This is a genomic window from Sphingobacterium wenxiniae (genome assembly GCF_900116225.1).
In the GTDB taxonomy this organism is placed as follows: Bacteria; Bacteroidota; Bacteroidia; order Sphingobacteriales; family Sphingobacteriaceae; genus Sphingobacterium; species Sphingobacterium wenxiniae.
Window position 1 is genome coordinate 42,680 of sequence record NZ_FOZZ01000012.1, and the last position, 22,741, is coordinate 65,420.

Sequence of the window (22,741 nt, forward strand, 5' to 3'; positions counted from 1 at the left end):
TGCAATTAAGAATTATTCTAAAAAAAGGAATTGGCCGACCTGCTGCTACATATCATTATCCCAATTGCAATATTTCTTTTTATTGCCGGATTTACGCTTTTTGCAGTATATGCTGAGCGAAAAATTGCCGGATTTGTGCAGGACAGGCTGGGACCAATGGAAACAGGCAAATATGGTCTGATACAGACTATTGCCGACATCCTCAAGCTTATTCAAAAAGAGTTTATCACCCCATCTGCTGCCGATAAGGCACTATTCCTAACCGCTCCAGTTATTATTTTCGTGGCGGTATTTATCGGATACAGTGTAGTTCCATGGGCACCTGATTTTCTGCCCACCAATACCAATACTGGATTGTTCTTTATTCTAGCCATTGTCTCCATCGATGCCATCGGTATTTTGATGGCAGGCTGGGGTTCCAACAACAAATACTCTTTATTGGGTGCGATACGTGCCATTGCGCAAATGGTATCTTACGAAATACCGGTAGGGCTATCCTTGATTTCGGCGATCATGATTACCCAAACCTTAAATCTTAATGAAATTGCAGACCTACAAGGCATTCATTCACCGGAAATCATCTATTTCATGGGGTTTTGGGATGTAACCGACATCGGTGGGCTGTTTGCTTGGCATATCTTCCAAGCGCCACACCTTTTAGTCGTGTATATCATTTTCTTCATTGCGACACTTGCAGAATGTAACAGGGCACCTTTTGATATTCCAGAAGCAGAATCCGAACTGATTGGGGGTTTCCATACAGAATATGGAGGGATTAAATTTGCTTTTTTGTTCTTAGCTGAGTATGCCATGATGTTCTTAGTTTCTATACTGGGCGTCATTATCTTCTTAGGCGGATGGAATACCCCTCTGCCCAACATCGGCAGCTTGCGATTGGCCGATTGGACGACCGGTTTAGGCTGGGGACTTTTCTGGACAGTAAGTAAGTCACTTTTAATTGTAGGTATCCAGATGTGGGTACGCTGGACTCTCCCCCGCTTTCGGGCAGACCAGTTGATGACCCTCTGTTGGAAAATATTAATCCCGGTCGCTTTCGTATGCATGGCAATCTCAGGATTATGGCGGATTTTAGTTATTGTATAACGCTTTGGTATTAAAAACAACCATACAAGGATTTTTAACTGCTGTCAAAGGGCTTCTTTTGACGGTACGCCACCTTTTTGCTGCCCGCAAATCGCGGGAGACGATAGACATACGGGATGAAAAATATTTCGAAAAGCAGGAAGGCGTCACAACCGTACAATATCCCAAAGAAAAAATGCCTATCCCCGAGGTAGGGCGCTATCAACTGCATGTAGAGATTGACGACTGTATCGTATGCGATTTATGTGCCAAAGCTTGTCCCGTGGACTGTATTGCTATCGAATCCATCAAATCTCCCGAAGCTATTGGCAAAACTTCCGATGGCAGTGTGAAAAGATTATACGCAGCTCAGTTTGATATCGACATGGCTAAGTGTATGTATTGTGGGCTTTGTACAGTAGTATGCCCCACAGAATGTATTACGATGACCAATCAATACGACAAAAGCACTTCGAAATTAACAGACTTAATATATGGTTTTACGGAGATGACCACGGAAGAAGTTGCTCAACGCAAGGAAGAGTGGACCCGTTTCCAAGCTGAGAAGGAGGCAGCAAAGAAAAAATAAGATGGAAGAAATACTCTTTTATGCCTTTGCTACTTTAGCGATCACCGCAGCACTTTTGGTGGTCAACATCCGAAACACTGCTCGGGCACTATTCCTATTCTTCGTCGTGCTATTTGCTATGGCCGGACTCTATCTTTTTGCTTTAGCAGATTTTGTAGCCATTACCCAGATTTTAGTCTATGTCGGCGGCGTGTTAATTTTACTGATATTCGCCTTTATGCTATCCAATAAAGAACTATTAGCAGACTTACAGAACACTTCCAGGAAGTTCATTTCATTGCCAAATTGGCAATCGGCTCTTCTATCGCTTGCCTTTCTGAGCGTGATGCTCTATGCTTTCTGGGGATGGAAACAGCACACCCCCGATTGGATTATAGAATCTCAACGACAGGGTACGGTTATCCAAGCTACGGACAACAACATTGGAACCCTTGGGTTCAAGTTCATGACACAATATGTGCTCCCTTTTGAAGTGATTTCGATTTTTCTCATGATGGCATTGATCGGTGCTGCCCACTTATCCAGAAAGGGGGATAGCGTATGATTACTTTAACCCATTTCCTTGTCGTCAGTGCTTGTATATTTTGTATCGGACTCTACGCTGTTTTAGCAAAACGGAACAGCATTATGATTTTAGTAGGCATTGAGTTGATGATTAACGCTGCTATTTTGAATTTCGTAGCCTTTGGGAAATACGACAAACTTCAGTATGGAGGGCAGGTTTTTGCTCTATTCGCTATTGTTCTGGCGGCGGCAGCTGTGGCTGTAGGGTTGGCCATCATATTGAACGTGTATCGACACTACAAAACCATCAACCCACAGAAAATAAACGAATTAAAAGATTAGTTTGGATTCCTTGATGCACATATCGCCCATTTATGCCAGCATGCTTGTCGTGCTATTGCCTTTTTTGGCTTTCCTTATACAGGCTATCTTAGGGAAGAAATCTATTTCGGGCAATATTAGCTTGGCGGCTATCATATTAAGCACAGTTATTAGCCTATGCATCGTATTTTTTGAGGTGTGGAACCAATCTCCTATCAACGAAAGATGGGCTTGGTTTACCATAGGTAAAAACACCTTTTATATTGGGATATTGCTTAATAACCTAACCGTATTGATGCAACTATTGGTCTGTGTAATTGCACTTCCTGTACACATCTATTCCCGGGCCTATATGAAAGATGATGCAGGCATACATCGTTATTGGATGTATCTCAGCCTTTTCTGTTTTGCCATGTTAGGTCTCACGGTTTCCATCAATCTTTTTCAGCTCTATATCTTTTGGGAATTGGTTGGCTTTGCTTCTTACCTGCTTATTGGCTATTGGTTTACTAAAGAGTCTGCGGCACAAGCAAATAAAAAAGCTTTTCTAATCAACCGTATAGGTGATATTGGTTTTCTGATTGGTATTGCATTGGTTTATGCCCATTTTGGCACATTGGATTTGGTAGAACTGTTTGGCAAAGACGGCAACACAATCTTGGTTGATAAAAATGTTGCTTGGCTGAGCATTGCCGGCATAGCCTTTTTCTTGGGGGCTATGGCAAAATCCGCACAATTCCCTTTGCACGTCTGGTTGCCTGATGCGATGGAGGGGCCGACCTCCGTTTCTTCGTTGATACATGCCGCAACCATGGTGGCTGCTGGGGTATTTTTACTCTCTACCGTATTCCCATTATTCAATACATTTGTGCTCCTAATTATCACCATTATTGGTTGTATTACGGCCCTTTCTGCTGCTATCTTTGCGTTGGCACAATACGACATTAAAAAGATTCTGGCCTTTTCCACCATCTCTCAACTGGGTTTTATGATGGTCGCCGTGGGTATTGGTGCATGGGATGCTGCTATGTTCCATTTAACCACCCACGCCTTCTTCAAATGTTTACTGTTCCTTTCCGCAGGTGCTGTCATCCACGAAATGGCACATTTTAAAGCACATGAAAAATTGGATATAGATCCACAGGATTTACGCAACATGGGGGGCTTACGAAAATATATGCCTAAAACTTTTGGCTTAATGGTGATTGCTTCTTTAGCCTTGGCAGGTTTTCCATTAACCTCCGGTTATCTTTCCAAAGATAGTATTGTGGTGTCGGCCTATGAGTGGGCATCAGCGTTAGGAACCTGGCACCTTCTTATTCCTTTGACCTTGATTACAGTCAGTATCCTTACGGCTTTCTATATTGGACGTTTAATATTCAAAGCCTTCTTTGGTCGTTTTGCGTTTGAACAAAATAACAGCAGTCCAGCACTTCATGAAGCATCATCGACAATGCTCTGGCCTATGGGCTTTTTAGCAGCATGTTCTTTATTTGTTGCCTTTGGATGGACCCCCATAGATTACCATAATACTTGGCTGATGCATGGGTTTCATGTGAAAAGTACTGCAACTGCCATTCCCATGGCACATAGCATCATTCCACTTATATTGACCCTTGGAGCAGTTGTGGCTTGGGGGATTGGCTGGCGTTGGTATGTGAAAGCAGCATATCCACTTAACCCTAACAACAGCCTGATTGTATTTGCTAACCGTCAAGGCTATCTGAACGAAATTAACAACCTGTTATTTGTTCAAGGCACCGTAAAACTTAGCCAGCTATGTTATGGCTTCGACCGAACTATAATCGATGGTATTACATATGTTGTGAGTGGAATTACAAAAGGACTTTCATCCTTTGCCAATTGGTTTGACAAATACATTGTGGACGGCATTGTTAATCTTATCGGTAGACTGGCTTATCTTATCGGACACTTAGTCCGAAAAGTACAGAACGGGAGAATACAGAACTATCTGGGCTTTGCCCTGACTGTCGTCGTATTAGGAATTATATACTTGATAATTAAATAAAGATGGGGCTATTATCCATACTCATATTTTTACCCTTGCTCGCCGCCTTATTGATTTTGGCTTTGCCAACTTCATCCAAAGGTGCGTATAAATACATTGCCTTAGGCTTTACAGCATTACAGTTTGTCCTGGCAGGTTATCTATATACGAACTTCCAGACCGAAATGGGAGGCATCAACCAACTGGAGGGCTATCAATTTGTCGAACAGTTATCCTGGATACGGATGGATTTAGGGACAATGGGCAAGCTTGAGATCGACTACTTATTAGGTGTAGATGGTGTAGCAATGCCATTACTTGTCCTCAGCACCTTGGTGATGCTGATGGGTGTCGGAGCTTCATGGAACATACAGAAAAGTACCAAAGGCTATTTTGCGCTATTGATGATCCTTAACACAGCAGTGATGGGTATTTTTTGTGCTTTGGATTTCTTCCTATTCTACGTGTTCTATGAAGTTATGCTCCTACCGCTCTACTTCCTCATCGGAATATGGGGGGGCGAGCGTCGGGAATATGCCGCCATTAAGTTCTTCATCTATACTCTTTTCGGTTCGGTATTCATGCTCTTGGTTATCGTAGGCCTTTATTTTTCGGTTATCAATCCTGCAACAGGTGCGCACACCTTCAATATGTTGCACATGATGAATCCACAAAATTATGTACCAGGCTCTTTCTTTGACTGGGCTAGTAATATCCACGAAATATATGGTATCCCTGCACGTTTAATAGGCTTCATTGTATTATTCATCGCTTTTGCCATTAAAGTACCGATTGTGCCTTTACATACTTGGCTACCCGATGCCCACGTTGAAGCTCCGACCCCCGTATCGATTATCTTAGCCGGTATACTCCTTAAAATAGGAGGCTACGGTATCATTCGTGTGTGTTACAGTATTTTCCCCGATATAGCGGCTCAAACCAATTGGTGGTTAGGGTTGATCGGTGTGGTATCGATTCTTTATGGCGCATTGAATGCCTTAGCACAAAAAGATTTGAAGAGGATGATTGCTTACTCTTCCGTATCCCACATGGGGTTTGTCATCTTAGGCGTCGCTTCGTTAACAGCAGAAGGCATTTCCGGCGCTATGTTCCAAATGGTTTCCCATGGGTTTCTAAGTGCTGCTCTATTCTTCTTGGTTGGTGTATTATATGACCGTGTGCATGATCGGTATATCGATAATTTCCGTGGACTGGCGACTGTCATGCCTAAATATACAGCTTTCGTAGCCATAGCCTTTTTTGCATCTTTAGGATTGCCTGGTTTCTCCGCTTTTATTGGTGAGGCATTTGTCATTATCGGGACCTTTAATGCTGAAAGTATGGCGACAGGTATTCCACGGTGGATGGCAATAGCAGGGTCGGTAGGGATCCTTTTGAGTGCAGCTTATTTTCTGTGGACATTGCAACGCATGTTTTTCGGACAAACCTGGCTGCGCGGAGGAGAAGCCTGGGCAACGGCACTTACGGATGTAAGCATACGCGAACGGTTGATACTTTTCCCGACATTAGCTTTAGCTTTGGTATTGGGGATTATCCCTTCGTTGGTTTTCAACCAATTGAATGCATCTGTATTACAGCTTTTGGAAACGATTAAACCCTATTTGTAGGTAGTTATGAGCAATTGTTATTCTTCGACAAGCTCAGAATGACAATTGCTGAAAATAGATACCTTTCCTCTCGCAGGTTTAGCGAAGCGTAACCTGTGAGGATAAATAAGACAAGTTTATAACTTGTCAGTGAATAAACATCCCTGTTACAAGTTACATTGCATTAAACTTGCGACAGAGAGGGATAAAAATAAAAAAACAGCCCCGCAGGGGGGTAATATGATAACAAAACGTGGATAACATCAGCAACATATTAGACCACATCATTGCTTCTGTTTCGGTTTTCAAACCGGAGCTCAGCTTAATGTTGGCGTTTATCGTCTGTATTTTGGTAAGCCTGTTCTTCAAGAAACAAGGTGGTCAAAGCGCATTTGTGGTAAGCTTATTAGGCTATGGAATATCTGCTTATTTTCTGATTGTTCAAATCGACCAACCCACCACAGCCTTTTCTGGCATGTTGCTGGTTGACAATGTTTCCGTGTACGCCCGCTTGCTGATTATTGCAGGAGCTATCCTTTCCGCCCTGTTTATCCAACAACGACATACGGACAATAACGGTGATGCATATAGTATATTAATTGCTGCAACCATAGGAACCAGTTTACTTACGGTCACTTCGCACTGGCTTTTGGCCTTTATTGCCATTGAAACCGTGTCTATCGCATCCTACGTTCTTGTCGGATATTTTTCCAAGAATAAACAGCAATCCGAGGCAGCCATGAAATACGTGTTATTCGGTTCCGTATGTGCTGCCGTTATGCTTTATGGACTTTCGTTGATTTACGGGTTAACCGGAAATCTGGATTTCCAAGCCCAGTCCCATTTGCAGGGTTTGATGAGTGCTCCCGAACCGGTTATTATCATCGCTCTGCTTTTTGTTTTTGTCGGGATGGGGTTTAAGCTCAGCTTTGTACCTTTCCATATTTGGAGTCCCGATGTCTACCAAGGCGCTCCCACTGCCATAACGGCTTTTCTTTCCACCTTGCCGAAGATAGGTGCTATTATTTTATTTAGTCGATTGTATCAAGCTTGGGCAAGTTCTTTATTCTATTTTTCAGAACTCACCTTCTGGTTTATCGCAATAGTCGCTATAGCCAGTATGTTAGCAGGTAATCTTGCTGCCTTAAGACAGCACGATGCGAAGCGTTTAATGGCCTACTCCTCTATTGGCCATACAGGATTTCTATTAATGGCAGTATTGGCCTACCAAAATTCTTTTGCATACCTGCTGTTTTATCTAATAGCCTATGTATTAATGAACTTTGCGGCTTTCCTATTTATTGTCCGCATCGAACAGCAAACCCTTTCTTCTGATATTCGTTCATACGCTGGGTTAGGTAAGAAGATGCCTTTATTATTTACCGCATTTACGATTACCGCCATTTCCCTGATAGGCATTCCCCCAACGATGGGATTCTTCGGAAAACTCTTAATTTTTACCCAAGTATTCGACATTTATCAACTCTCGCGGGACTGGATATACGTATTATTGCTCTGTGTAGGTGCCTTAACCTCTGTTATTTCCCTGTTTTTTTACTTCAAAATCCCTCTTTACGCTTTTCTTCGTCAAAGTGAGGAACCGATTGAGCTGAAGAAGCAAAACAACGTATTGCTCTTCTATATTGGTATTTTGTTGACCTTAGCACTGGTTGTACTTGGGTTATTCCCTTCGGTATTATTAAACGCATTGCAATAAATTCTTATAGGTAATTTAGGAATTAACTCCTAATTTTGTTGACTATGGATGCTTACAAAGCAATTGTTATTACCCCGGTCAAAAATTCTCTAGAGAACACCTTAGAGACCATCAAAGCTATTAAGGAGAGCCAGGGGCAATACCTATATTTCGTATACGATGATTTCAGTGACACCGAAACTTCTGTACAATTAAAGGAAAAGTCAGCAGAACAGGGTGTAACCTATATACACTTGTCTGAATTGACAAATACACCTTCGCCCAATTATTTCACGGTCTTGAAAGATGCTCAGGCAAAAAGCTTACAGCACCAGCTTCCTTTGATTATTGTTGAATCAGACGTCGTTGTTCAAAAAAACACGCTACAAGAATTATTGTCTTTTGTCCAAAAAGAACCAAAGATAGGTATGGTCGGTGCTGTAACGGTTGACTATGACAACAAAATCAACTTCCCGTATTTAAAATTTGAATCAAAGGAAAGAAGACCTATCGCTACCGAGCGTAGTCTCAGCTTCTGCTGTACACTGTTGTCTATTGACTTTTTACAACAATTCTCTTTCAATCAACTGGATCAAGGAAAAGATTGGTTCGACACCTCCATTTCCAATGCTTCCCTTTCCCATGGTTTCAAGAATTATGTTTTATTGAATATACCGGTATTGCATAAACCCCATGGCAGCCGCCCATGGAAACAACTGAAGTATACCAACCCATTAAAGTACTACTGGCTAAAGTTTACTAAAGGACGCGATAAAATATAAACATGACTCCCGCAATAATCGACTATCCACATCAACTAACACACAGACACGGTGTGCCTTTTGTGGTATGGTGTTATTGGGAAGGGCCACCAATGACGGGTAACAGGCGGTTAAGTTTTGAATATCTGCAGGCGCATATCCAAGTCCCTATCTGCTTAATTACTCCTGACAACTTGCACCATTTTATTGTTGAGGGACATCCCTTGCCGAGGGCTTTCAATCAACTTAGCATCGTTCATCGTTCAGACTACATCCGCGCTTATTTATTGCACCATTATGGCGGTGGTTGGCACGACATCAAGGCTACAGAAGTTTCTTATGAAAAGGTGTGGGAAGAATTTAGGAATGACGCCATTTGGATTGTGGGAAAACGGGAAATTGCTAAGGGTGCTGCAAAGATTTATAATGCAGATGGAGATTTTGTACCAGACCATTACCAAAAACTCATTGCTGTTCCTTCCTGGGTAGGCAGACCCCAAACCTCATTGAGTGCTGACCTCCTATCCGGTATAGAAGCGATTATTGAGCAGAATGCCGATACCTTATTTATGTATCCGGCCAAGCATCCGAGAGAAAAGCGTATCTCTTCTAGAAATCCAATCAAGCGCCTTTTTACGATTATCAAATTCAAATACCAGAAACGGTCGATACATTACCCATTGGACTGGACATTATTTGGTAATGTGTTTCACCCGGCTATTTTGAAGTACCATCAACATGTATCCTTTAAACTACCAGCTGACAAGAGAAAGAATGCAGGGATATACCATCGAAGTTAGTCTTTAATAAAGAAATTGATAAACCTTGACCAAGACCTATTCTTCCGCAAGGGACCTCCCAATTGGCTCTTAAAAAAATCAAGGTGTTTAGTATTTAAGTAATCAATTTCATCATTCTTTTTCGCCTTGGACATACTCTTACGCCGTGAGTTTTCATGAATACGGTAATAAAAACCGACAAAAGGCAGGCACACCACGCCCCCTCCATCTTTCAACACCTTAATCCAAAATTCCCAATCTTCCCGCACCAATACATGCTCATCAGTGTAGCCTCCTACTCTTTCCCAATCAGCTTTTCTGTAGACCGCACTTACATAAATCATATTATCTTTTGCCAATCGACGGGGAGAATATTTTTTGAGCTTCCATTTCTTTTGTATACTTCCAAATTTCTCAGCTTCGGCATATACAACCTTTACTTGAGGATCATTTTCCAGTACTCTTATAGCTTCTTCAATATAGGCGGCACTAATTAAATCATCTGCATCAAGCGCCAAGATATATGTTCCTTGTGCTTTCGAGATACCATTATTACGTGCGGCAGATGGGCCTGCATTCTTTTGATACACATAGGTTACTTCTTGAAATTCCTGACTTAATTCTTCACCCACAACTCTGCTATCATCCGTAGAGCCATCATCGACAATAATGATTTCCAAAGGTCTGTACGACGACGCCAAGACAGCCTCTACAGTTTCTTTTACATACTTCCCATGATTATAACAGGGGATAATAACACTAATCATATTTTAAATAGTCACAAGCTGTAAGCTATAAGCCATAGGCTAAGTTTATTACCTATAGCCACTGCCTAAAGCCTATCTACTTTGTTTTAAAGCAAAAAGTTAAATAACGTCAAATATCTAAAATTCTAATATAACGGTACATTAGTTGATAATAACAAAAATGCTACAAAAAACTTAACAACGTGTAGCACAATTTGTATGATTATCGTTATAAAGATAGAAAATTAATACTTTTGAGCATGATTACAGTTCTCATTCCGAATTACAACGGAAGAACATTACTTGAACAGTTTTTACCTTCAGTATTTGCATCCTTAGATTTTTCCCAGGTGGATTATGAGTTCATTATTGTAGACGATTGTTCTACAGATTCATCCGTTGAATTCTTACGATATAATTACCCCGAAATAAAAGTCATACAGAACATAGTTAATTTAGGGTTTTCAAGAACTTGCAATAAAGGTATTATGGTTGCAAAAGGAGATAAATTGCTTCTACTTAATTCTGACATAGAATTATCACCTGCTTACATCAAAACCTGCTTAGATAATTTTGTCGGAGGAGAAACTTTTGCTGTTACCGGTCGAGCTATTGACGACAGTGCAAAACCGCAAACGACTGGTATACTCTATAAACAGGGTTTGTTTACTATTAAAAAATACCCCAATCGAGAGAGTAATTTAACCCACTTCGTATCGGGAGCAAACTCGCTATACGATACAAAAAAATTAAAACAACTTGGAGGATTCAACCCCATCTTCAGCCCCTATTATTTTGAAGATGATGACCTTAGCTACAGAGCCTTAAAAAAAGGTTGGAAGAGCTATTTTATTACGGAAGCTATTTGTTACCACAAGGGCTCGGCCTCTATAAAATCATGTGCCAAGAAAAGGAAAATCAAGCGGATTTATTTCAGAAATAAACTTATTTTCAACCGGTTACACTGCAAATCATCTACAACAACCTTCAATGCTCAGGTATTGACTACCAGCATCCTGCCAAAATGTTGTTTGGGGCAATTCTGGATATGGGATAGTTATAAAGATTCTTTAACTTTGACCTATAAAAATTAAGCATTTATTAGGCTTACATGCCATCCAAATAGCTAAAAAGCTATTAACATCCAATTTCTAATGGGCATCTACTCAAAAACACGTGATTATTTTAGAAAATTAATCTATCTAAACAAGCTTCAAAAACAATACGGCACGACATTTCCCGAATTAACGAAAAAGACACCTTTGGATTTCGTTCAACATTCGGCGCCACTGGTGTCTATTATTATTCCTTTCTACAATCAATATGAATATACATTAAATTGCCTATATTCTATTGCCGAAAATCTTCCAGAGGTAAGTTTTGAAATCATTTTAATAGATGATAAGAGTAGTGAAAATTGTGATTTTTCTTTTGTTAACAATATTACTATTCTCCGTAATGAAGAAAATCTAGGCTTTCTAAGGAGTGTAAATAAGGGAGTCTCCTTTGCTAAAGGTAATTATATATATTTATTAAACAATGATACTAAGGTTCATCAAGGTTTTTTAGATGAACTTTTACTTGTGTACAGGAACTTTGACAATGTTGGGGCGGTGGGTTCTATGCTGCTCAATATGGATGGTACTTTACAAGAAGCAGGAAGTTTTTTTCTTCATGACCATACTCCTACACAAATAGCCAACAAAAAAATATATGCCCCTGAAATAAACTATGTATATCGGGTAGACTATTGTTCTGGATGTAGCCTATTATTCAAAAAGACCAACGACGATGGAGTCCTCAATCTCTTTGACGAACAATTTGCCCCTGCTTATTTCGAAGATGCTGACTTATGCTTTCATTTACGCCATAGTCAAGGGAAAGAAATATATTATACCCCGTTCTCTAAGGTGACGCACTACAATGGAGTCTCTTATAATTCTAAAGAAAAAACAGATAATACAAAAGAAGAATTATTTACAAAAAATCATAACATATTTAGAACAAAATGGGGGACTATATTGAATAACATATCTGCCAAAAGTAAGTGGGAACGAATGGAGGAGCTTTATGGAGATAAGCATATCGTATTTTTCCACGTGCGTCCACCTCAATTTGATAATAATTCTGGAGAATTGCGTTTAACTGAAATTATCAAAACGTACTTAAAGTTAGGTTATAATACAAGTCTAATAGCCCCCAAGAATAGAATTAAAGACCGATACAATGCATATTTTCAGAGACTTGGTGTACGGGTATATTATGCCTACACACCAATAGCCGATCTTACATTTTTTATGCGCCGATTTGTCAAGGACAATCCTTTAGTATGGTTTAGCGCTTCGGATATGTTTGTTAAATATTACGCATTTGCAAAAAAACATTTCCCCCATTCAAAGACGATATTTGACATGGTGGATGTTCATCACTTACGTTATCAACGAGCATTAGAAGTATCCCCTAACAACAAAAAATACAAGAGGCGATATAAAAGGTACTATAAATATGAGAAACAAGCGGCTAATCAGTGTGATATAGTTGTAGCGATCTCGGATGACGAAATGGAGTATATGACCCAATTTTCTCCTGAGGCCAAATTATTAGTCATCTCCAATATACACTATGTGAAAGCACATCAAAAAGACACCCCTTCATTCGAAGAAAGGACAGGGCTTCTTTTTATAGGTTCTACACATCACCCCAATATAGACGCTATTCATTTTCTAAAAGATGAAATTCTTCCCGAAGTTTGGAAATCACATCCCGATATTGAGCTTCATATCGTTGGAGATGTGAAGAATGTATTTAAAGACGTAAATCATCCCAAAATCAAATTCCATGGCTATATTCCAGACATCACCACCCTGTTCATGAATCATAGGATTATGGTAGCCCCATTACGCTATGGAGCAGGAGTAAAAGGCAAAATTGGGCAAGCTTTTGAATACTTTTTGCCCGTCGTCACCAGTTCTACAGGTGCAGAAGGTATGTTCTTAAAACATGAAAAGAATGCCTTGTTAGCCGACAACGGAAAAGACTTTGCTCAACAAATCATCAAGCTGTATAATGATAAAGATACCTGGTTAAAGTTACAGAATAATTCGGAGGATAGCCTACTTCCGTTTTCTATACAAACTTTGATAGAGAAATTAAAAGTCATCGAAGACCTATAGTCATCAAAAACGTCTACTATCATGATTAGAGAGGCCTTAATATCTATTGTTATTCCTGTTTACAATGTAGAAAAATATATCCTTGCATGTCTTGAGAGTTTAATCCATCAGTCATATACAAAGATCGAGATTATTTTGGTAGATGATGGCTCCAATGATGCAAGCCCTTCCATTTGCGATGAATATGCTTTAAGGGATAGCCGAATAAAAGTATTACACCAGACCAACCAAGGCTTATCGGCAGCACGCAACATAGGCATTGAATATTCTAAAGGTGAATATATTGCTTTTGTGGATAGTGATGATATCGTACATAGGGATTACATTTTGCATTTGTACAATACGATTGGTGAGGCTGATATTGCTGTCTGCCGATTGAAAAAGTTCACGGATGGAGAGAAACTCCAGTTAGCCAACTCTGTATCATGTACTTCTCGAACATTTACTGGAAAAGAGGCAAATAATAACCTTTTCCACCATGATTTAGGGATACACATGGCTGTCGTGACTAATAAGCTATTCAATAGAACCCTTTGGGAAAATTTTAGATTTCCTTTAGGTGTACTCCATGAGGATATTGCCATTATTTATAAAATCTTGGATCGTGTAGCCCTTATAAAGTTTTTAGATTGTCAACTATACTTCTATCGACAGCGTCAGAATAGCATAACTATGCTCAGGACCTTCAAAAGCTTGGTTGATGAATATCAGGCATTAACCGAACAAACACTTTTTTTTCAAGATAGACAACAATTTACTGCTTCACGAAATGCAAATCGTTCTAGAAAAACATTATTTCTCTTACATCCTTTCCCTCAAAACTGGGATGTGTGGAAGGACTATAGTATTTTAGATATCTTGAAAGATGATTTGCGCACTGAGACAAAGGTAAAACTGCTACTGAAAAAGTTAAGTCCTACATTATTTCATAAGCTATAAAAGTAGACTTTATAAATCATTGCTATGAAAAAGCTTCTCTCTACTCTACAATCTCTTGTTCATTATCCCTTCATAATAAGGCGTTTAAAAAAGAGTAAAACCAATATTTTTTTCTTTTTTCCTTATTATCATACTGGAGGCGGGGAGCAGGTGCATATTCGTATTATAGAAACGGTGAGAGAACATTCTCCCCTTTGTTTCATCACCAATCAATCGGAAAATAGCGATCTAAAAGAGGATTTTTCAAAAGTTTCAACATTAATAGAATTAAAGAGGTGGTCCTCCAAAGCTAGCTTTAGAGTATTAATGTATAAAAAGATTTCCGCCATCATCAATGCTAGAGATAATGCCGTTGTATTTGGGTGTAATAGTGAGTTTTATCTTGGCCTACTCCCCTATTTACAAGAACAGGTAAGAAAAATCGACCTTATGCATGCTTTCTTAGGAGATAATCAATACAGTTTTGAAAATTATTCACTGCCTGTTGTCAACACATTGGATAACAGAGTTGTCTTAGGTCCTATTCATAGGGAAAAACTCCTTGATTTTTATAAAAAAAAACATATCTACAATCTTAATGATAAAATCCTTACCATTCCAAACTCTATTCCTGTCTCTCGCCAAGTGACAAAGAAAGACTTTAGTAACAATCGATTTGAGATATTATTTGTAGGCCGGAATTCAGAAGAAAAACGTCCCCACTTATTTATCAAAATAGCAGAAGAAGCTATACAAAAGGCTTTACCCTTTTCATTTACTATGATTGGCGATTTCGAGACCTTGAAACGGAGTGTAAATCCAAAAATTCATATTGTCGGCAAAATAAATGACAAAAGAGAGCTCGATAGCTATTATGAAAAAGCACATTTCATCATGATAACCTCTCATTTTGAAGGCTTTCCAATGGTTCTTTTGGAGGGAATGTCCAAAGGCGTAATTCCTATATGCACAGATGTCGGTGAGATTCCAGGTTACATTAACGAAGAAAAAGGGACTGGATATATTATTAACAATAATAGCAATGAAGAAAAAATCATCCAAAGATTTTTAGAGATATTATCATTCGTAATGATATCCCCACAAACAAATCAAATCTTTTCTTTAAATGTTCAAAAGCTGGTAGAAAATGAGTTTAACGAATTAGTTTTCAAGAAAAAATATAGAAAGCTTCTGTTGTTAAATTAGAATATTCTAATCCCACAGCAAGACTTGTCATTAAAATTGTATTTTTGCCAAAATTTTAAATATGAAACATCTGCTATCAACAGTCACCGTGCTCAGTCTATTAATGTGTTTATCCTGTCAGAAAGACACCTCTCAGCTACCTTCGAAAGAAGAAACAGATAAATCCCCTATTAGGGATAGCATCTCCTTTGCTTTAGACGGTATCACATATAGCTCGAACATGATAAGCGGTTGGGGAGTTGGAAACAGACAGGTGAATATAAAATCCTATTCCGATTCTATTCCCGATAGAAGTCCAGCTTATATTACAGGCGGACTGTGGTGGTATGGTGAAAAAGACTCCGTTATCTTTGATCAATCATATTCCTTTAGACATGATAACTTTTCCAAAATAGAAATCACTTTTGGCAAAAAATACCATATTAATGAACTTGACAAGGAATCCCCCACAGTAGGAATACCTTTGAAAAAAGAAACCATCCTTAAAGAAGGGAAAGGGACTTTTGCAACAGACTATGGCTTAGAAAACACAACAGATGGTTTTGTAATGGAGATCCATCCACTTTCTACCGGAGAAACATTCACAACTTATATCCCTGTGTTTTCACCTTTAATACGTTCCTCTCTTACCAATGATTTACAAGATAACTCTACATTTGAAATCACTAAAATTGAAAGAATCACAGACGACATATACTTAGTCGAGGCAAAGTTTGAGGTTAATGTATATACAGAAAAGGAAAAACAAAGTAGGATAACAGACGGATTTGTTAGATTTACAACGCGCCTCCATAACTTCCAATAAATCCATTATAGTATAGGATATTTATATATGTTAGAATAACAAGCTAAGCAACTAACTTTATCTCTTTTCTCGACAGGAATAACAAACGTTCCAAGAACATTAATCCATCGTCATATAGAAATAGCTTTTTTCTATGGGAAAATAAAACAATTGCCTAAAGCTTTGGCCTTATTCCCATAGAAATTACCCCTTTGCTTAAGGCAATTAACACAAAACCTAGGGCAATCTTCTTTTTCCCTAGGTGAATCAACCTTTTCCTTAAAGCAATCAGAATAAAGTTCCGTGCATTCGCCCTTTCTCCCAAAGGAATTAGTCTTTTTCCCAGGAGAATTAAAGAGAATCCCAGGGCATTTTCCCTTTTTCCCAAGGGAAATGACATATTTTCCATGAAAATGAAAATCGCTATTTACAGGCTATAAACACAGTATTTCAGGTATTATCCAAAAAACAGGTGGTAAAATCGTGCCAATATTCTTACCAAAATCGAACAAAATTGGCACACTTTTTTGCTCTTTATCCTTGCTATACTCATATATTTGTCTTATGCGGGGATTTTTTGCGAAGTGCTTAACGCCCAACTAACCATAAAAATAAATCGGCATATCGGCAGATAAATCTAACAGACAAATACTAATAAAGAAATACGTAACTTTACCTGTATGAGAAGAAAGATGTTATATGTAGTCCGTCATGCCAAAGCTGAGGATTACGGCATGGGTAAACGTGATTTTGATCGTGACCTGGTCGAAAAGGGTATAGCTCGAGCAAATCATATTGCCAAAAAGTTGCTTGTTAAAATCGAGAACGAAACGGAAAGGACGTTGGTTATTTCCTCTACAGCCAATAGAGCCGCGCAGACAGCAAAGATATTTTGCAATATCTTAGGTTACCCCGAAGAACGAATACAATGGGAACCTACCTTTTATGAAGCCCATCAACTCTTTCTCTTAAAAAAGATAAACGATGTTCCTTCTTTGTATGACACCGTATTGATTTTCGGGCATAACCCAAGTGTATCCGACTTTGTCGATTACGTCTCCGACCATATTATCAATCTCAGCACCTCTGAAGTCGCCTGTCTGCAACTGGAAGACAATATCGATTATTCTTCGTTATCGGCCAATACCGCATTCTTACAAGCGATAATTACAGAGAAATAAGCTGTAGGCCGGAAGCATTAGGCGGTAAACTATAAGCAATAAATTTATAGTTTTACAAGGTCTAATATCGCAATACCTGCCTACGGCAGGCAGGCGCATATCTCACTACTCATATCTCACTACGCAATACGCACATCTCACTACTATAAAATGGCAAACGCACTTCAATACGAAAACTCTCCCTATCTCAAACAACATGCACATAATCCAGTGCATTGGATGCCTTGGGGTGAAAAGGCTCTAACTAAGGCGAGGGCCGAAAACAAGCTTATCATTGTCAGCATCGGTTATTCCGCTTGTCATTGGTGCCATGTGATGGAACGCGAGAGTTTCGAAAATGAAACTATCGCTAAGACGATGAACCAATTCTACATATCGGTAAAAGTTGACCGTGAGGAGCGTCCAGACATTGACCAGATATACATGATAGCCGTTCAGTTGATGACGAATGCTGGCGGTTGGCCTTTACATTGCATCTGTTTGCCCGATGGGCGTCCCATCTACGGCGGCACTTATTTTAAGCCCCATGATTGGCAACAAGTGCTCCTACAGATTGCGCAGATGTGGGAAGAAACACCGGAAGTAGCTTTGGATTATGCCGAACGGCTAACCAACGGCATACAACAAGCCGAACGCCTCCCTATTTCTCCGATACCCGAACAATACAACCAAGAGGATCTACAACAGATTGTACAGCCTTGGAAAGCCCAATTTGACAAGGAAGATGGCGGATACAACCGTGCACCAAAATTTCCGTTACCAAACAATTGGCTATTCTTCTTGCGCTATGGCACACTCGCAAATGATAAAGAAGCCCTAGAACAGGTACATTTTACCTTGGAGAAAATGGCCAATGGTGGAATATACGACCATGTGGGGGGAGGATTTGCTCGTTACAGCGTAGATAGCGAATGGCATATCCCGCATTTTGAAAAGATGCTATACGACAATGGACAGCTTCTTTCTCTTTACAGCGAAGCCTACCAGCAAAAACCCAATAGTAAATATAAACGAGTAGTAGAAGAGACCATCGCTTGGGCAGCAAGAGAAATGCTTGCCGAAAATGAAGGTTTCTATGCAGCTCTGGATGCGGATAGCGAAGGCATAGAAGGCAAATTCTACACATTTCAACAAGAAGAATTTAAGGCTGCTCTTGGTGAAGACGCTTCCTTATTTAGCCACTACTTTAACCTCACAGAAGAAGGAAACTGGGAGGAAGAAGGAACTAATGTGCTCTGTTGTGCTATGGATGCAGACCAGACAGCTATGGACGCAGGATTTTCCAATGAAGAATGGGCAACCGAGCTCCAGCATGCGAAACAAAGATTATTACAGTATCGCAGCAAGCGGATACGTCCTGGATTAGACCATAAACAGCTGACCGCGTGGAACGCCTTGCTGTTAAAAGGTCTGGTCGATGCCTACCGCACGTTCAAAGAAGAGTCCTATTTAACCCTAGCACAAGGGATCGCCAATTTCATTCAAACGAACTGCCAAGGCGATGCTGGGCTACTCCACCAACCTGCTGATAGCAATCGGAGGATAGCAGGATTTTTAGATGATTATGCATTCACCATAGAAGCTTTCGTTACGCTATACGAAGCCACTTTCGAAGAAAACTGGCTGGATGAAGCACAACGGCTCACAGAAGAAGCTATCCACCGTTTCTTTGATGATGAAACAGCAACCTTCTATTACACGGCCGCGGATAGTGAGCAATTGATTGCCCGCAAAAGTGAAATCATGGACAATGTTATCCCTTCTTCCTCCTCCACCATGGTGAAGAACCTGTTTCGCTTGGGCGAAATGTTGGATGAACAAAGCTATGTACACATTGCAGAACAGGTATTTGCGAACGTATTTCCGCATATTAAACGATATGGCTCGGCTTACTCCAATTGGGCCATACAGCTTTTGGAATTGGTATATGGGAACAATGAAATTGCACTGATAGGCGAAGAAGCTTTACAATGGAGAAAAGAACTCGACAGGCATTATATTCCCAATAAAATAACCATGGGAGGAACAAAAAGCCGCCTACCTTTGCTAAAGGATAAGACAGATTTAAAAGCAAAAGCCTACCTTTGTAGAAACAAGACATGCAGTCTGCCACAAAATTCAGTGGCGGAACTCATTGAATTATTAAATAATAACAGGGCTTAAGCCCAATAAATTAAGTACAATGGCTATAGAAAACAACAATGTAGTTGCCTTAAATTACACCCTTCACACAATTGAAGAAAACGGAGAAAAAACATTTGTAGAAGAAACAACAACAGAAAACCCTTTGACATTTTTATATGGCGTAGGTATGATGTTGCCTAAATTCGAAGAAAATATTTCAGGATTAAACACGGGTGACAAGACTTCATTCACTTTAGCAGCTGTTGATGCTTATGGCGAACGTGATGACCGTGCCGTAGCACAATTACCTGCTGATATGTTCAAAGAAACAGGTCTCCCCCCAGTAGGTGAAGTTCTTCCTTTACAAGACAATCAAGGAAATCAATTCCGTGCAGTAGTTGTAGAGGTTACCCCAGAGGCAGTAGTTGCTGATTTGAACCACCCTATGGCAGGTAAAACATTGAACTTTGATATCGAAATCTTGGCTGTTCGCCCAGCAACGGAAGAAGAGCTGTCACACGGACATGCACACGGCATCGACGGTACAGCAGGTCACTAAGTCTCTCTGAGAGCAACAAGAGCAAAGATGAAAGACAACTCTCTTTGCTCTTTCTTCTTTCACTCTCTCATCTTTACTCTTTTTGTTTATTTATTATTTATCTGGACAACCACAAGGGTTGCCCCTACTATCGACATCCACAAGGGGTGCTGCTACCATCCTCAATCTTCGCGCTATTTCTCAATACTCAATACGCACTACTCAATACTCCTTAACCGCTCTCAACATCTCCCTTTTCCCTGGTGCACCGGGCGCTTTTTCTATCGAACACCCCAAAGCTTTCATTGACCGCTTAAGATTGCCTGTTATGGCATACGTCACAAATACTCCACCCGGTTTAAGAAAACTCACCACGTGGGCTAATGTCTCATCATTCCACATCTCCGGCTGATGAACTGCTGCAAAAGCATCAAAATAAACGACATCAAATAATCTGTCCGAAGTAAACTCCAACACTTTGGTATGGGCAACCTCTAAATCAATATTAGGCATAAAACATATCTTCTGTTTTAAGGCCTCAGCATAGTTCTCTTGGAATTTTGACCATACCACCGGTTGAACATAATTATCATAGCCTGTACGAAATATCGTCTCAGCAGGAAGTGGAAAAGCTTCTATACCACAATAATCCAACTGTGTGGAAGTAGCAGCTATCGCATCAGCAGTGACCAAGAAATTTAACCCCGTTCCAAAACCGATTTCCAGAATAGCGGCTTTTTGCACAGCTTCTTTCTCAAGGAAATAATTCAACCCGGAATGCAAAAACACATGTTTACTTTCCTGCAAAGCACCATGCTTGGAATGATAATGCTCCCCTACTTCGGGATGATACAATGTTTTAGAACCGTCACCTGTTACAACAAAATCCATTTCTCTTATTTTTAGGCAAAACTAATATAAAAAAATCCTATTTTCGTTTTTACACAAGTATGAAAGCAATTATAGACAATTACGGAAATATACTCCTCCTTTTATTGGGTATCATAGTCGGTAGTATTATCGGGCTATGGGTTCCGCAAGCGGTAGCTTATATCAAGCCTCTAGGGGACATTTTCCTCAACATGCTTTTCGTATCCATTATCCCACTGTTGTTTTTTGCTATATCATCCTCGGTGGCCAATCTTGACAGGCAACAGCAATTGAGTAAAATCATCGCTGTTATGGCTTCTGTGTTCTTGATTACCATTATTATTGCAGCCTTGGCTACAGTCGGCATACTGTATATCTTCCCAGTCAGTACTATTGCGGAAGATAGCACAGCGGTAAACGATTACCTCAACGGTTCGGAGGCCAATTGGGGCGACAGAATTGTCAGCTTTCTAACGGTGAGCGAGTTTGGCAATCTACTTTCCCGACAGAGCATCCTCCCTTTTGTGATTTTTTCTTTTCTGGTCGGTATTGCCGCTCGCCGTGTCGGTGACAAGGCTCAGACATTCGTAGCCTTCATACAATCCGGAAACGAGGTGATGAAACAGCTACTGATACTCATCATGAAGGTCGCTCCTGTGGGTTTAGGAGCCTATTTCGCCTATCAGGTACATACTTTAGGACCGCAGCTTTTCGGATTTTATGCAAAACCATTAGCCTTGTACTATTTGTTCGGCATAGCCTTTTTCTTTGTGTTCTTTAGCTTATACGCTTTTATTGCCTATGGGGGCAAAGGTGTATCGATTTTTTGGAAGAATAATATTTTCCCTTCCCTAACGGCTTTGAGTACATGCAGCAGTTTGGCCACTATGCCTGCCAATTTGGAGGCCGCAAAAAAAATAGGCATCCCTTCCGCTATTGCTAATGTGGTCATTCCTTTGGGAAACACGTTATACAAAAATGGTTCAGCAATCTCCTCAATTCTAAAAATATATGTAGCCTTTGTGCTGTTAGGTTGGAATTTCTTTGAATGGGAAACCATTCTTACCGCTGTCGGAATTACGGTACTTGTCACTATCGTAGCCGGAGGTATTCCCAATGGAGGATATATTGGTGAAATGCTTATGATTTCAGTCTATGGCCTACCAGCGGAAGCTATTCCTGCAGTGATGATTATAGGTACCTTGGTTGATCCGTTGGCTACCATCCTCAATGCCACCGGCGACACCGTAGCTGCTATGCTCGTCACCCAGTTTACGAAATCCAAGTTTGAAGTATAAATACCCCTGCTATCCGCCCTCCTCTCTATTTATAATCGTTCTAAATATATAGTAAAGTTTGGTAGATTCCTTGCTTCGAAAAGCATTTCGTAATTTTGCAGATAGTTTAGAGATAGTGCATTATGAAGAAAAGTTCAATTATCTTAATTGTTATCATTGCAGTGGCTATTGCCATGATTTTGGTCATCTATACCGATTCCAGTACATATTCTACTTTTGCTGAAGCAAAAGAAAAACAAACAGAACTGTACGTTGTTGGTGTGTTGAATAAAGAAAAGGAGTTGCATTACAACCCTGTAGAGGATGCTAACCATTTCTCTTTCTTCATGTATGACAATGACAGTACCGAATGCCAAGTCGTATTCAAAGGCGCTAAACCACAGGATATAGAACGCTCTGAGCAGATTGTCTTAACCGGTAAAATGGATGGTGAAGTATTCCATGCCAGCAAAATACTCATGAAATGCCCTTCTAAATATAATGAAGACGAAGTAGAAGTTATCGAGACAGCAGCTACGCCACAAACGGCAATGCAATCATACTAAAACACCCCCT

At 40.0% G+C, this 22,741-nt stretch carries 21 protein-coding genes; 19 read left to right on the top strand and 2 right to left on the bottom strand.

Features of this window, described 5'->3' with window-relative positions:
* Positions 1 to 30 precede the first annotated feature (30 nt).
* From nuoH to BM375_RS14370, 9 genes are all read left to right on the top strand, one after another.
* A complete protein-coding gene (nuoH, locus tag BM375_RS14330; protein ID WP_093367060.1) occupies positions 31 to 1,104 on the top strand; it encodes an NADH-quinone oxidoreductase subunit NuoH in 1,074 nt (357 codons plus the stop codon).
* A 4-nt stretch (positions 1,105 to 1,108) separates the two neighbouring features.
* Positions 1,109 to 1,672: a 4Fe-4S dicluster domain-containing protein gene (locus BM375_RS14335; protein WP_093367137.1), complete on the top strand. Its 564-nt coding sequence runs from the start codon at positions 1,109 to 1,111 to the stop codon at positions 1,670 to 1,672.
* A gap of 1 nt (position 1,673) precedes the next feature.
* Entirely contained in the window at positions 1,674 to 2,216 is a 543-nt protein-coding gene (locus tag BM375_RS14340; protein ID WP_093367062.1) for an NADH-quinone oxidoreductase subunit J family protein, read from the top strand.
* On the top strand, positions 2,213 to 2,518 hold the full coding sequence (nuoK, locus tag BM375_RS14345) for an NADH-quinone oxidoreductase subunit NuoK (protein ID WP_093367063.1): 306 nt from the start codon (positions 2,213 to 2,215) through the stop codon (positions 2,516 to 2,518). Before BM375_RS14340 ends, nuoK begins: the two co-directional genes overlap by 4 nt.
* Positions 2,519 to 2,531: 13 nt before the next feature.
* A complete protein-coding gene (locus BM375_RS14350) occupies positions 2,532 to 4,526 on the top strand; it encodes an NADH-quinone oxidoreductase subunit 5 family protein (protein WP_093367064.1) in 1,995 nt (664 codons plus the stop codon).
* Between the two features lie 2 nt (positions 4,527 to 4,528).
* The gene (locus tag BM375_RS14355; RefSeq protein ID WP_093367066.1) at positions 4,529 to 6,133 is read left to right on the top strand and encodes a complex I subunit 4 family protein; all 1,605 of its coding nucleotides are present in this window, start codon (positions 4,529 to 4,531) and stop codon (positions 6,131 to 6,133) included.
* A gap of 232 nt (positions 6,134 to 6,365) precedes the next feature.
* Positions 6,366 to 7,829, top strand: a complete 1,464-nt coding sequence (locus BM375_RS14360; RefSeq protein ID WP_244525917.1) for an NADH-quinone oxidoreductase subunit N — start codon at positions 6,366 to 6,368, stop codon at positions 7,827 to 7,829.
* A 44-nt stretch (positions 7,830 to 7,873) separates the two neighbouring features.
* Positions 7,874 to 8,590 carry a glycosyltransferase gene (locus BM375_RS14365; protein WP_093367069.1) on the top strand — a complete coding sequence of 239 codons (717 nt, stop codon included), beginning with the start codon at positions 7,874 to 7,876 and terminating at the stop codon, positions 8,588 to 8,590.
* A 2-nt stretch (positions 8,591 to 8,592) separates the two neighbouring features.
* On the top strand, positions 8,593 to 9,369 hold the full coding sequence (locus tag BM375_RS14370; RefSeq protein ID WP_139227607.1) for a capsular polysaccharide synthesis protein: 777 nt from the start codon (positions 8,593 to 8,595) through the stop codon (positions 9,367 to 9,369).
* Here BM375_RS14370 and BM375_RS14375 read toward each other — a convergent pair.
* A complete protein-coding gene (locus tag BM375_RS14375) occupies positions 9,366 to 10,115 on the bottom strand; it encodes a glycosyltransferase family 2 protein (RefSeq protein WP_093367072.1) in 750 nt (249 codons plus the stop codon). The two genes, BM375_RS14370 and BM375_RS14375, sit on opposite strands and share 4 nt — an antisense overlap.
* A gap of 239 nt (positions 10,116 to 10,354) precedes the next feature.
* Here BM375_RS14375 and BM375_RS14380 point away from each other — a divergent pair, with 239 nt between their 5' ends.
* From BM375_RS14380 to BM375_RS14420, 8 genes are all read left to right on the top strand, one after another.
* A complete protein-coding gene (locus BM375_RS14380) occupies positions 10,355 to 11,188 on the top strand; it encodes a glycosyltransferase family 2 protein (RefSeq protein ID WP_093367073.1) in 834 nt (277 codons plus the stop codon).
* Positions 11,189 to 11,248: 60 nt separating this feature from the next.
* Positions 11,249 to 13,267, top strand: coding sequence for a glycosyltransferase (locus tag BM375_RS14385; RefSeq protein ID WP_093367074.1), 2,019 nt, complete (start codon positions 11,249 to 11,251; stop codon positions 13,265 to 13,267).
* A 21-nt stretch (positions 13,268 to 13,288) separates the two neighbouring features.
* Positions 13,289 to 14,206 carry a glycosyltransferase family 2 protein gene (locus BM375_RS14390; RefSeq protein ID WP_093367076.1) on the top strand — a complete coding sequence of 306 codons (918 nt, stop codon included), beginning with the start codon at positions 13,289 to 13,291 and terminating at the stop codon, positions 14,204 to 14,206.
* A gap of 24 nt (positions 14,207 to 14,230) precedes the next feature.
* On the top strand, positions 14,231 to 15,391 hold the full coding sequence (locus BM375_RS14395; RefSeq protein WP_093367077.1) for a glycosyltransferase family 4 protein: 1,161 nt from the start codon (positions 14,231 to 14,233) through the stop codon (positions 15,389 to 15,391).
* A gap of 61 nt (positions 15,392 to 15,452) precedes the next feature.
* Entirely contained in the window at positions 15,453 to 16,196 is a 744-nt protein-coding gene (locus tag BM375_RS14400) for a hypothetical protein (RefSeq protein ID WP_139227609.1), read from the top strand.
* A 659-nt stretch (positions 16,197 to 16,855) separates the two neighbouring features.
* A complete protein-coding gene (locus BM375_RS14410) occupies positions 16,856 to 17,356 on the top strand; it encodes a SixA phosphatase family protein (RefSeq protein ID WP_093367081.1) in 501 nt (166 codons plus the stop codon).
* Positions 17,357 to 17,506: 150 nt separating this feature from the next.
* Positions 17,507 to 19,519 (top strand): thioredoxin domain-containing protein, encoded by a 2,013-nt coding sequence (locus tag BM375_RS14415; protein ID WP_093367082.1) that lies wholly within the window; start codon positions 17,507 to 17,509, stop codon positions 19,517 to 19,519.
* Positions 19,520 to 19,538: 19 nt separating this feature from the next.
* On the top strand, positions 19,539 to 20,039 hold the full coding sequence (locus tag BM375_RS14420) for an FKBP-type peptidyl-prolyl cis-trans isomerase (protein WP_093367084.1): 501 nt from the start codon (positions 19,539 to 19,541) through the stop codon (positions 20,037 to 20,039).
* A gap of 201 nt (positions 20,040 to 20,240) precedes the next feature.
* On the opposite strand, the gene mnmD is transcribed toward BM375_RS14420, so the two are convergent.
* A complete protein-coding gene (gene mnmD, locus BM375_RS14425; protein WP_093367085.1) occupies positions 20,241 to 20,909 on the bottom strand; it encodes a tRNA (5-methylaminomethyl-2-thiouridine)(34)-methyltransferase MnmC2 in 669 nt (222 codons plus the stop codon).
* Between the two features lie 59 nt (positions 20,910 to 20,968).
* Between mnmD and BM375_RS14430 the strand changes: the two genes are divergently transcribed.
* Together BM375_RS14430 and BM375_RS14435 are read left to right on the top strand one after the other, a co-directional pair.
* The gene (locus tag BM375_RS14430) at positions 20,969 to 22,186 is read left to right on the top strand and encodes a dicarboxylate/amino acid:cation symporter (protein WP_093367086.1); all 1,218 of its coding nucleotides are present in this window, start codon (positions 20,969 to 20,971) and stop codon (positions 22,184 to 22,186) included.
* Positions 22,187 to 22,308: 122 nt separating this feature from the next.
* Positions 22,309 to 22,731: a cytochrome c maturation protein CcmE domain-containing protein gene (locus tag BM375_RS14435; protein ID WP_093367088.1), complete on the top strand. Its 423-nt coding sequence runs from the start codon at positions 22,309 to 22,311 to the stop codon at positions 22,729 to 22,731.
* Positions 22,732 to 22,741 lie beyond the last annotated feature (10 nt).

Excerpts from the sequence above, each read along its gene's own strand:
- BM375_RS14375 (WP_093367072.1), bottom strand. The coding sequence starts at position 10,115 with ATGATTAGTGTTATTATCCCCTGTTATAATCATGGGAAGTATGTAAAA.
- BM375_RS14410 (WP_093367081.1), top strand. The coding sequence starts at position 16,856 with ATGAGAAGAAAGATGTTATATGTAGTCCGTCATGCCAAAGCTGAGGAT.
- BM375_RS14400 (WP_139227609.1), top strand. The coding sequence starts at position 15,453 with ATGAAACATCTGCTATCAACAGTCACCGTGCTCAGTCTATTAATGTGT.
- BM375_RS14350 (WP_093367064.1), top strand. The coding sequence starts at position 2,532 with ATGCACATATCGCCCATTTATGCCAGCATGCTTGTCGTGCTATTGCCT.
- BM375_RS14390 (WP_093367076.1), top strand. The coding sequence starts at position 13,289 with ATGATTAGAGAGGCCTTAATATCTATTGTTATTCCTGTTTACAATGTA.
- BM375_RS14430 (WP_093367086.1), top strand. The coding sequence starts at position 20,969 with ATGAAAGCAATTATAGACAATTACGGAAATATACTCCTCCTTTTATTG.
- BM375_RS14380 (WP_093367073.1), top strand. The coding sequence starts at position 10,355 with ATGATTACAGTTCTCATTCCGAATTACAACGGAAGAACATTACTTGAA.
- BM375_RS14355 (WP_093367066.1), top strand. The coding sequence starts at position 4,529 with ATGGGGCTATTATCCATACTCATATTTTTACCCTTGCTCGCCGCCTTA.
- BM375_RS14415 (WP_093367082.1), top strand. The coding sequence starts at position 17,507 with ATGGCAAACGCACTTCAATACGAAAACTCTCCCTATCTCAAACAACAT.
- nuoK (WP_093367063.1), top strand. The coding sequence starts at position 2,213 with ATGATTACTTTAACCCATTTCCTTGTCGTCAGTGCTTGTATATTTTGT.
- BM375_RS14340 (WP_093367062.1), top strand. The coding sequence starts at position 1,674 with ATGGAAGAAATACTCTTTTATGCCTTTGCTACTTTAGCGATCACCGCA.
- BM375_RS14385 (WP_093367074.1), top strand. The coding sequence starts at position 11,249 with ATGGGCATCTACTCAAAAACACGTGATTATTTTAGAAAATTAATCTAT.
- BM375_RS14420 (WP_093367084.1), top strand. The coding sequence starts at position 19,539 with ATGGCTATAGAAAACAACAATGTAGTTGCCTTAAATTACACCCTTCAC.
- BM375_RS14435 (WP_093367088.1), top strand. The coding sequence starts at position 22,309 with ATGAAGAAAAGTTCAATTATCTTAATTGTTATCATTGCAGTGGCTATT.
- BM375_RS14370 (WP_139227607.1), top strand. The coding sequence starts at position 8,593 with ATGACTCCCGCAATAATCGACTATCCACATCAACTAACACACAGACAC.
- mnmD (WP_093367085.1), bottom strand. The coding sequence starts at position 20,909 with ATGGATTTTGTTGTAACAGGTGACGGTTCTAAAACATTGTATCATCCC.
- BM375_RS14365 (WP_093367069.1), top strand. The coding sequence starts at position 7,874 with ATGGATGCTTACAAAGCAATTGTTATTACCCCGGTCAAAAATTCTCTA.
- BM375_RS14395 (WP_093367077.1), top strand. The coding sequence starts at position 14,231 with ATGAAAAAGCTTCTCTCTACTCTACAATCTCTTGTTCATTATCCCTTC.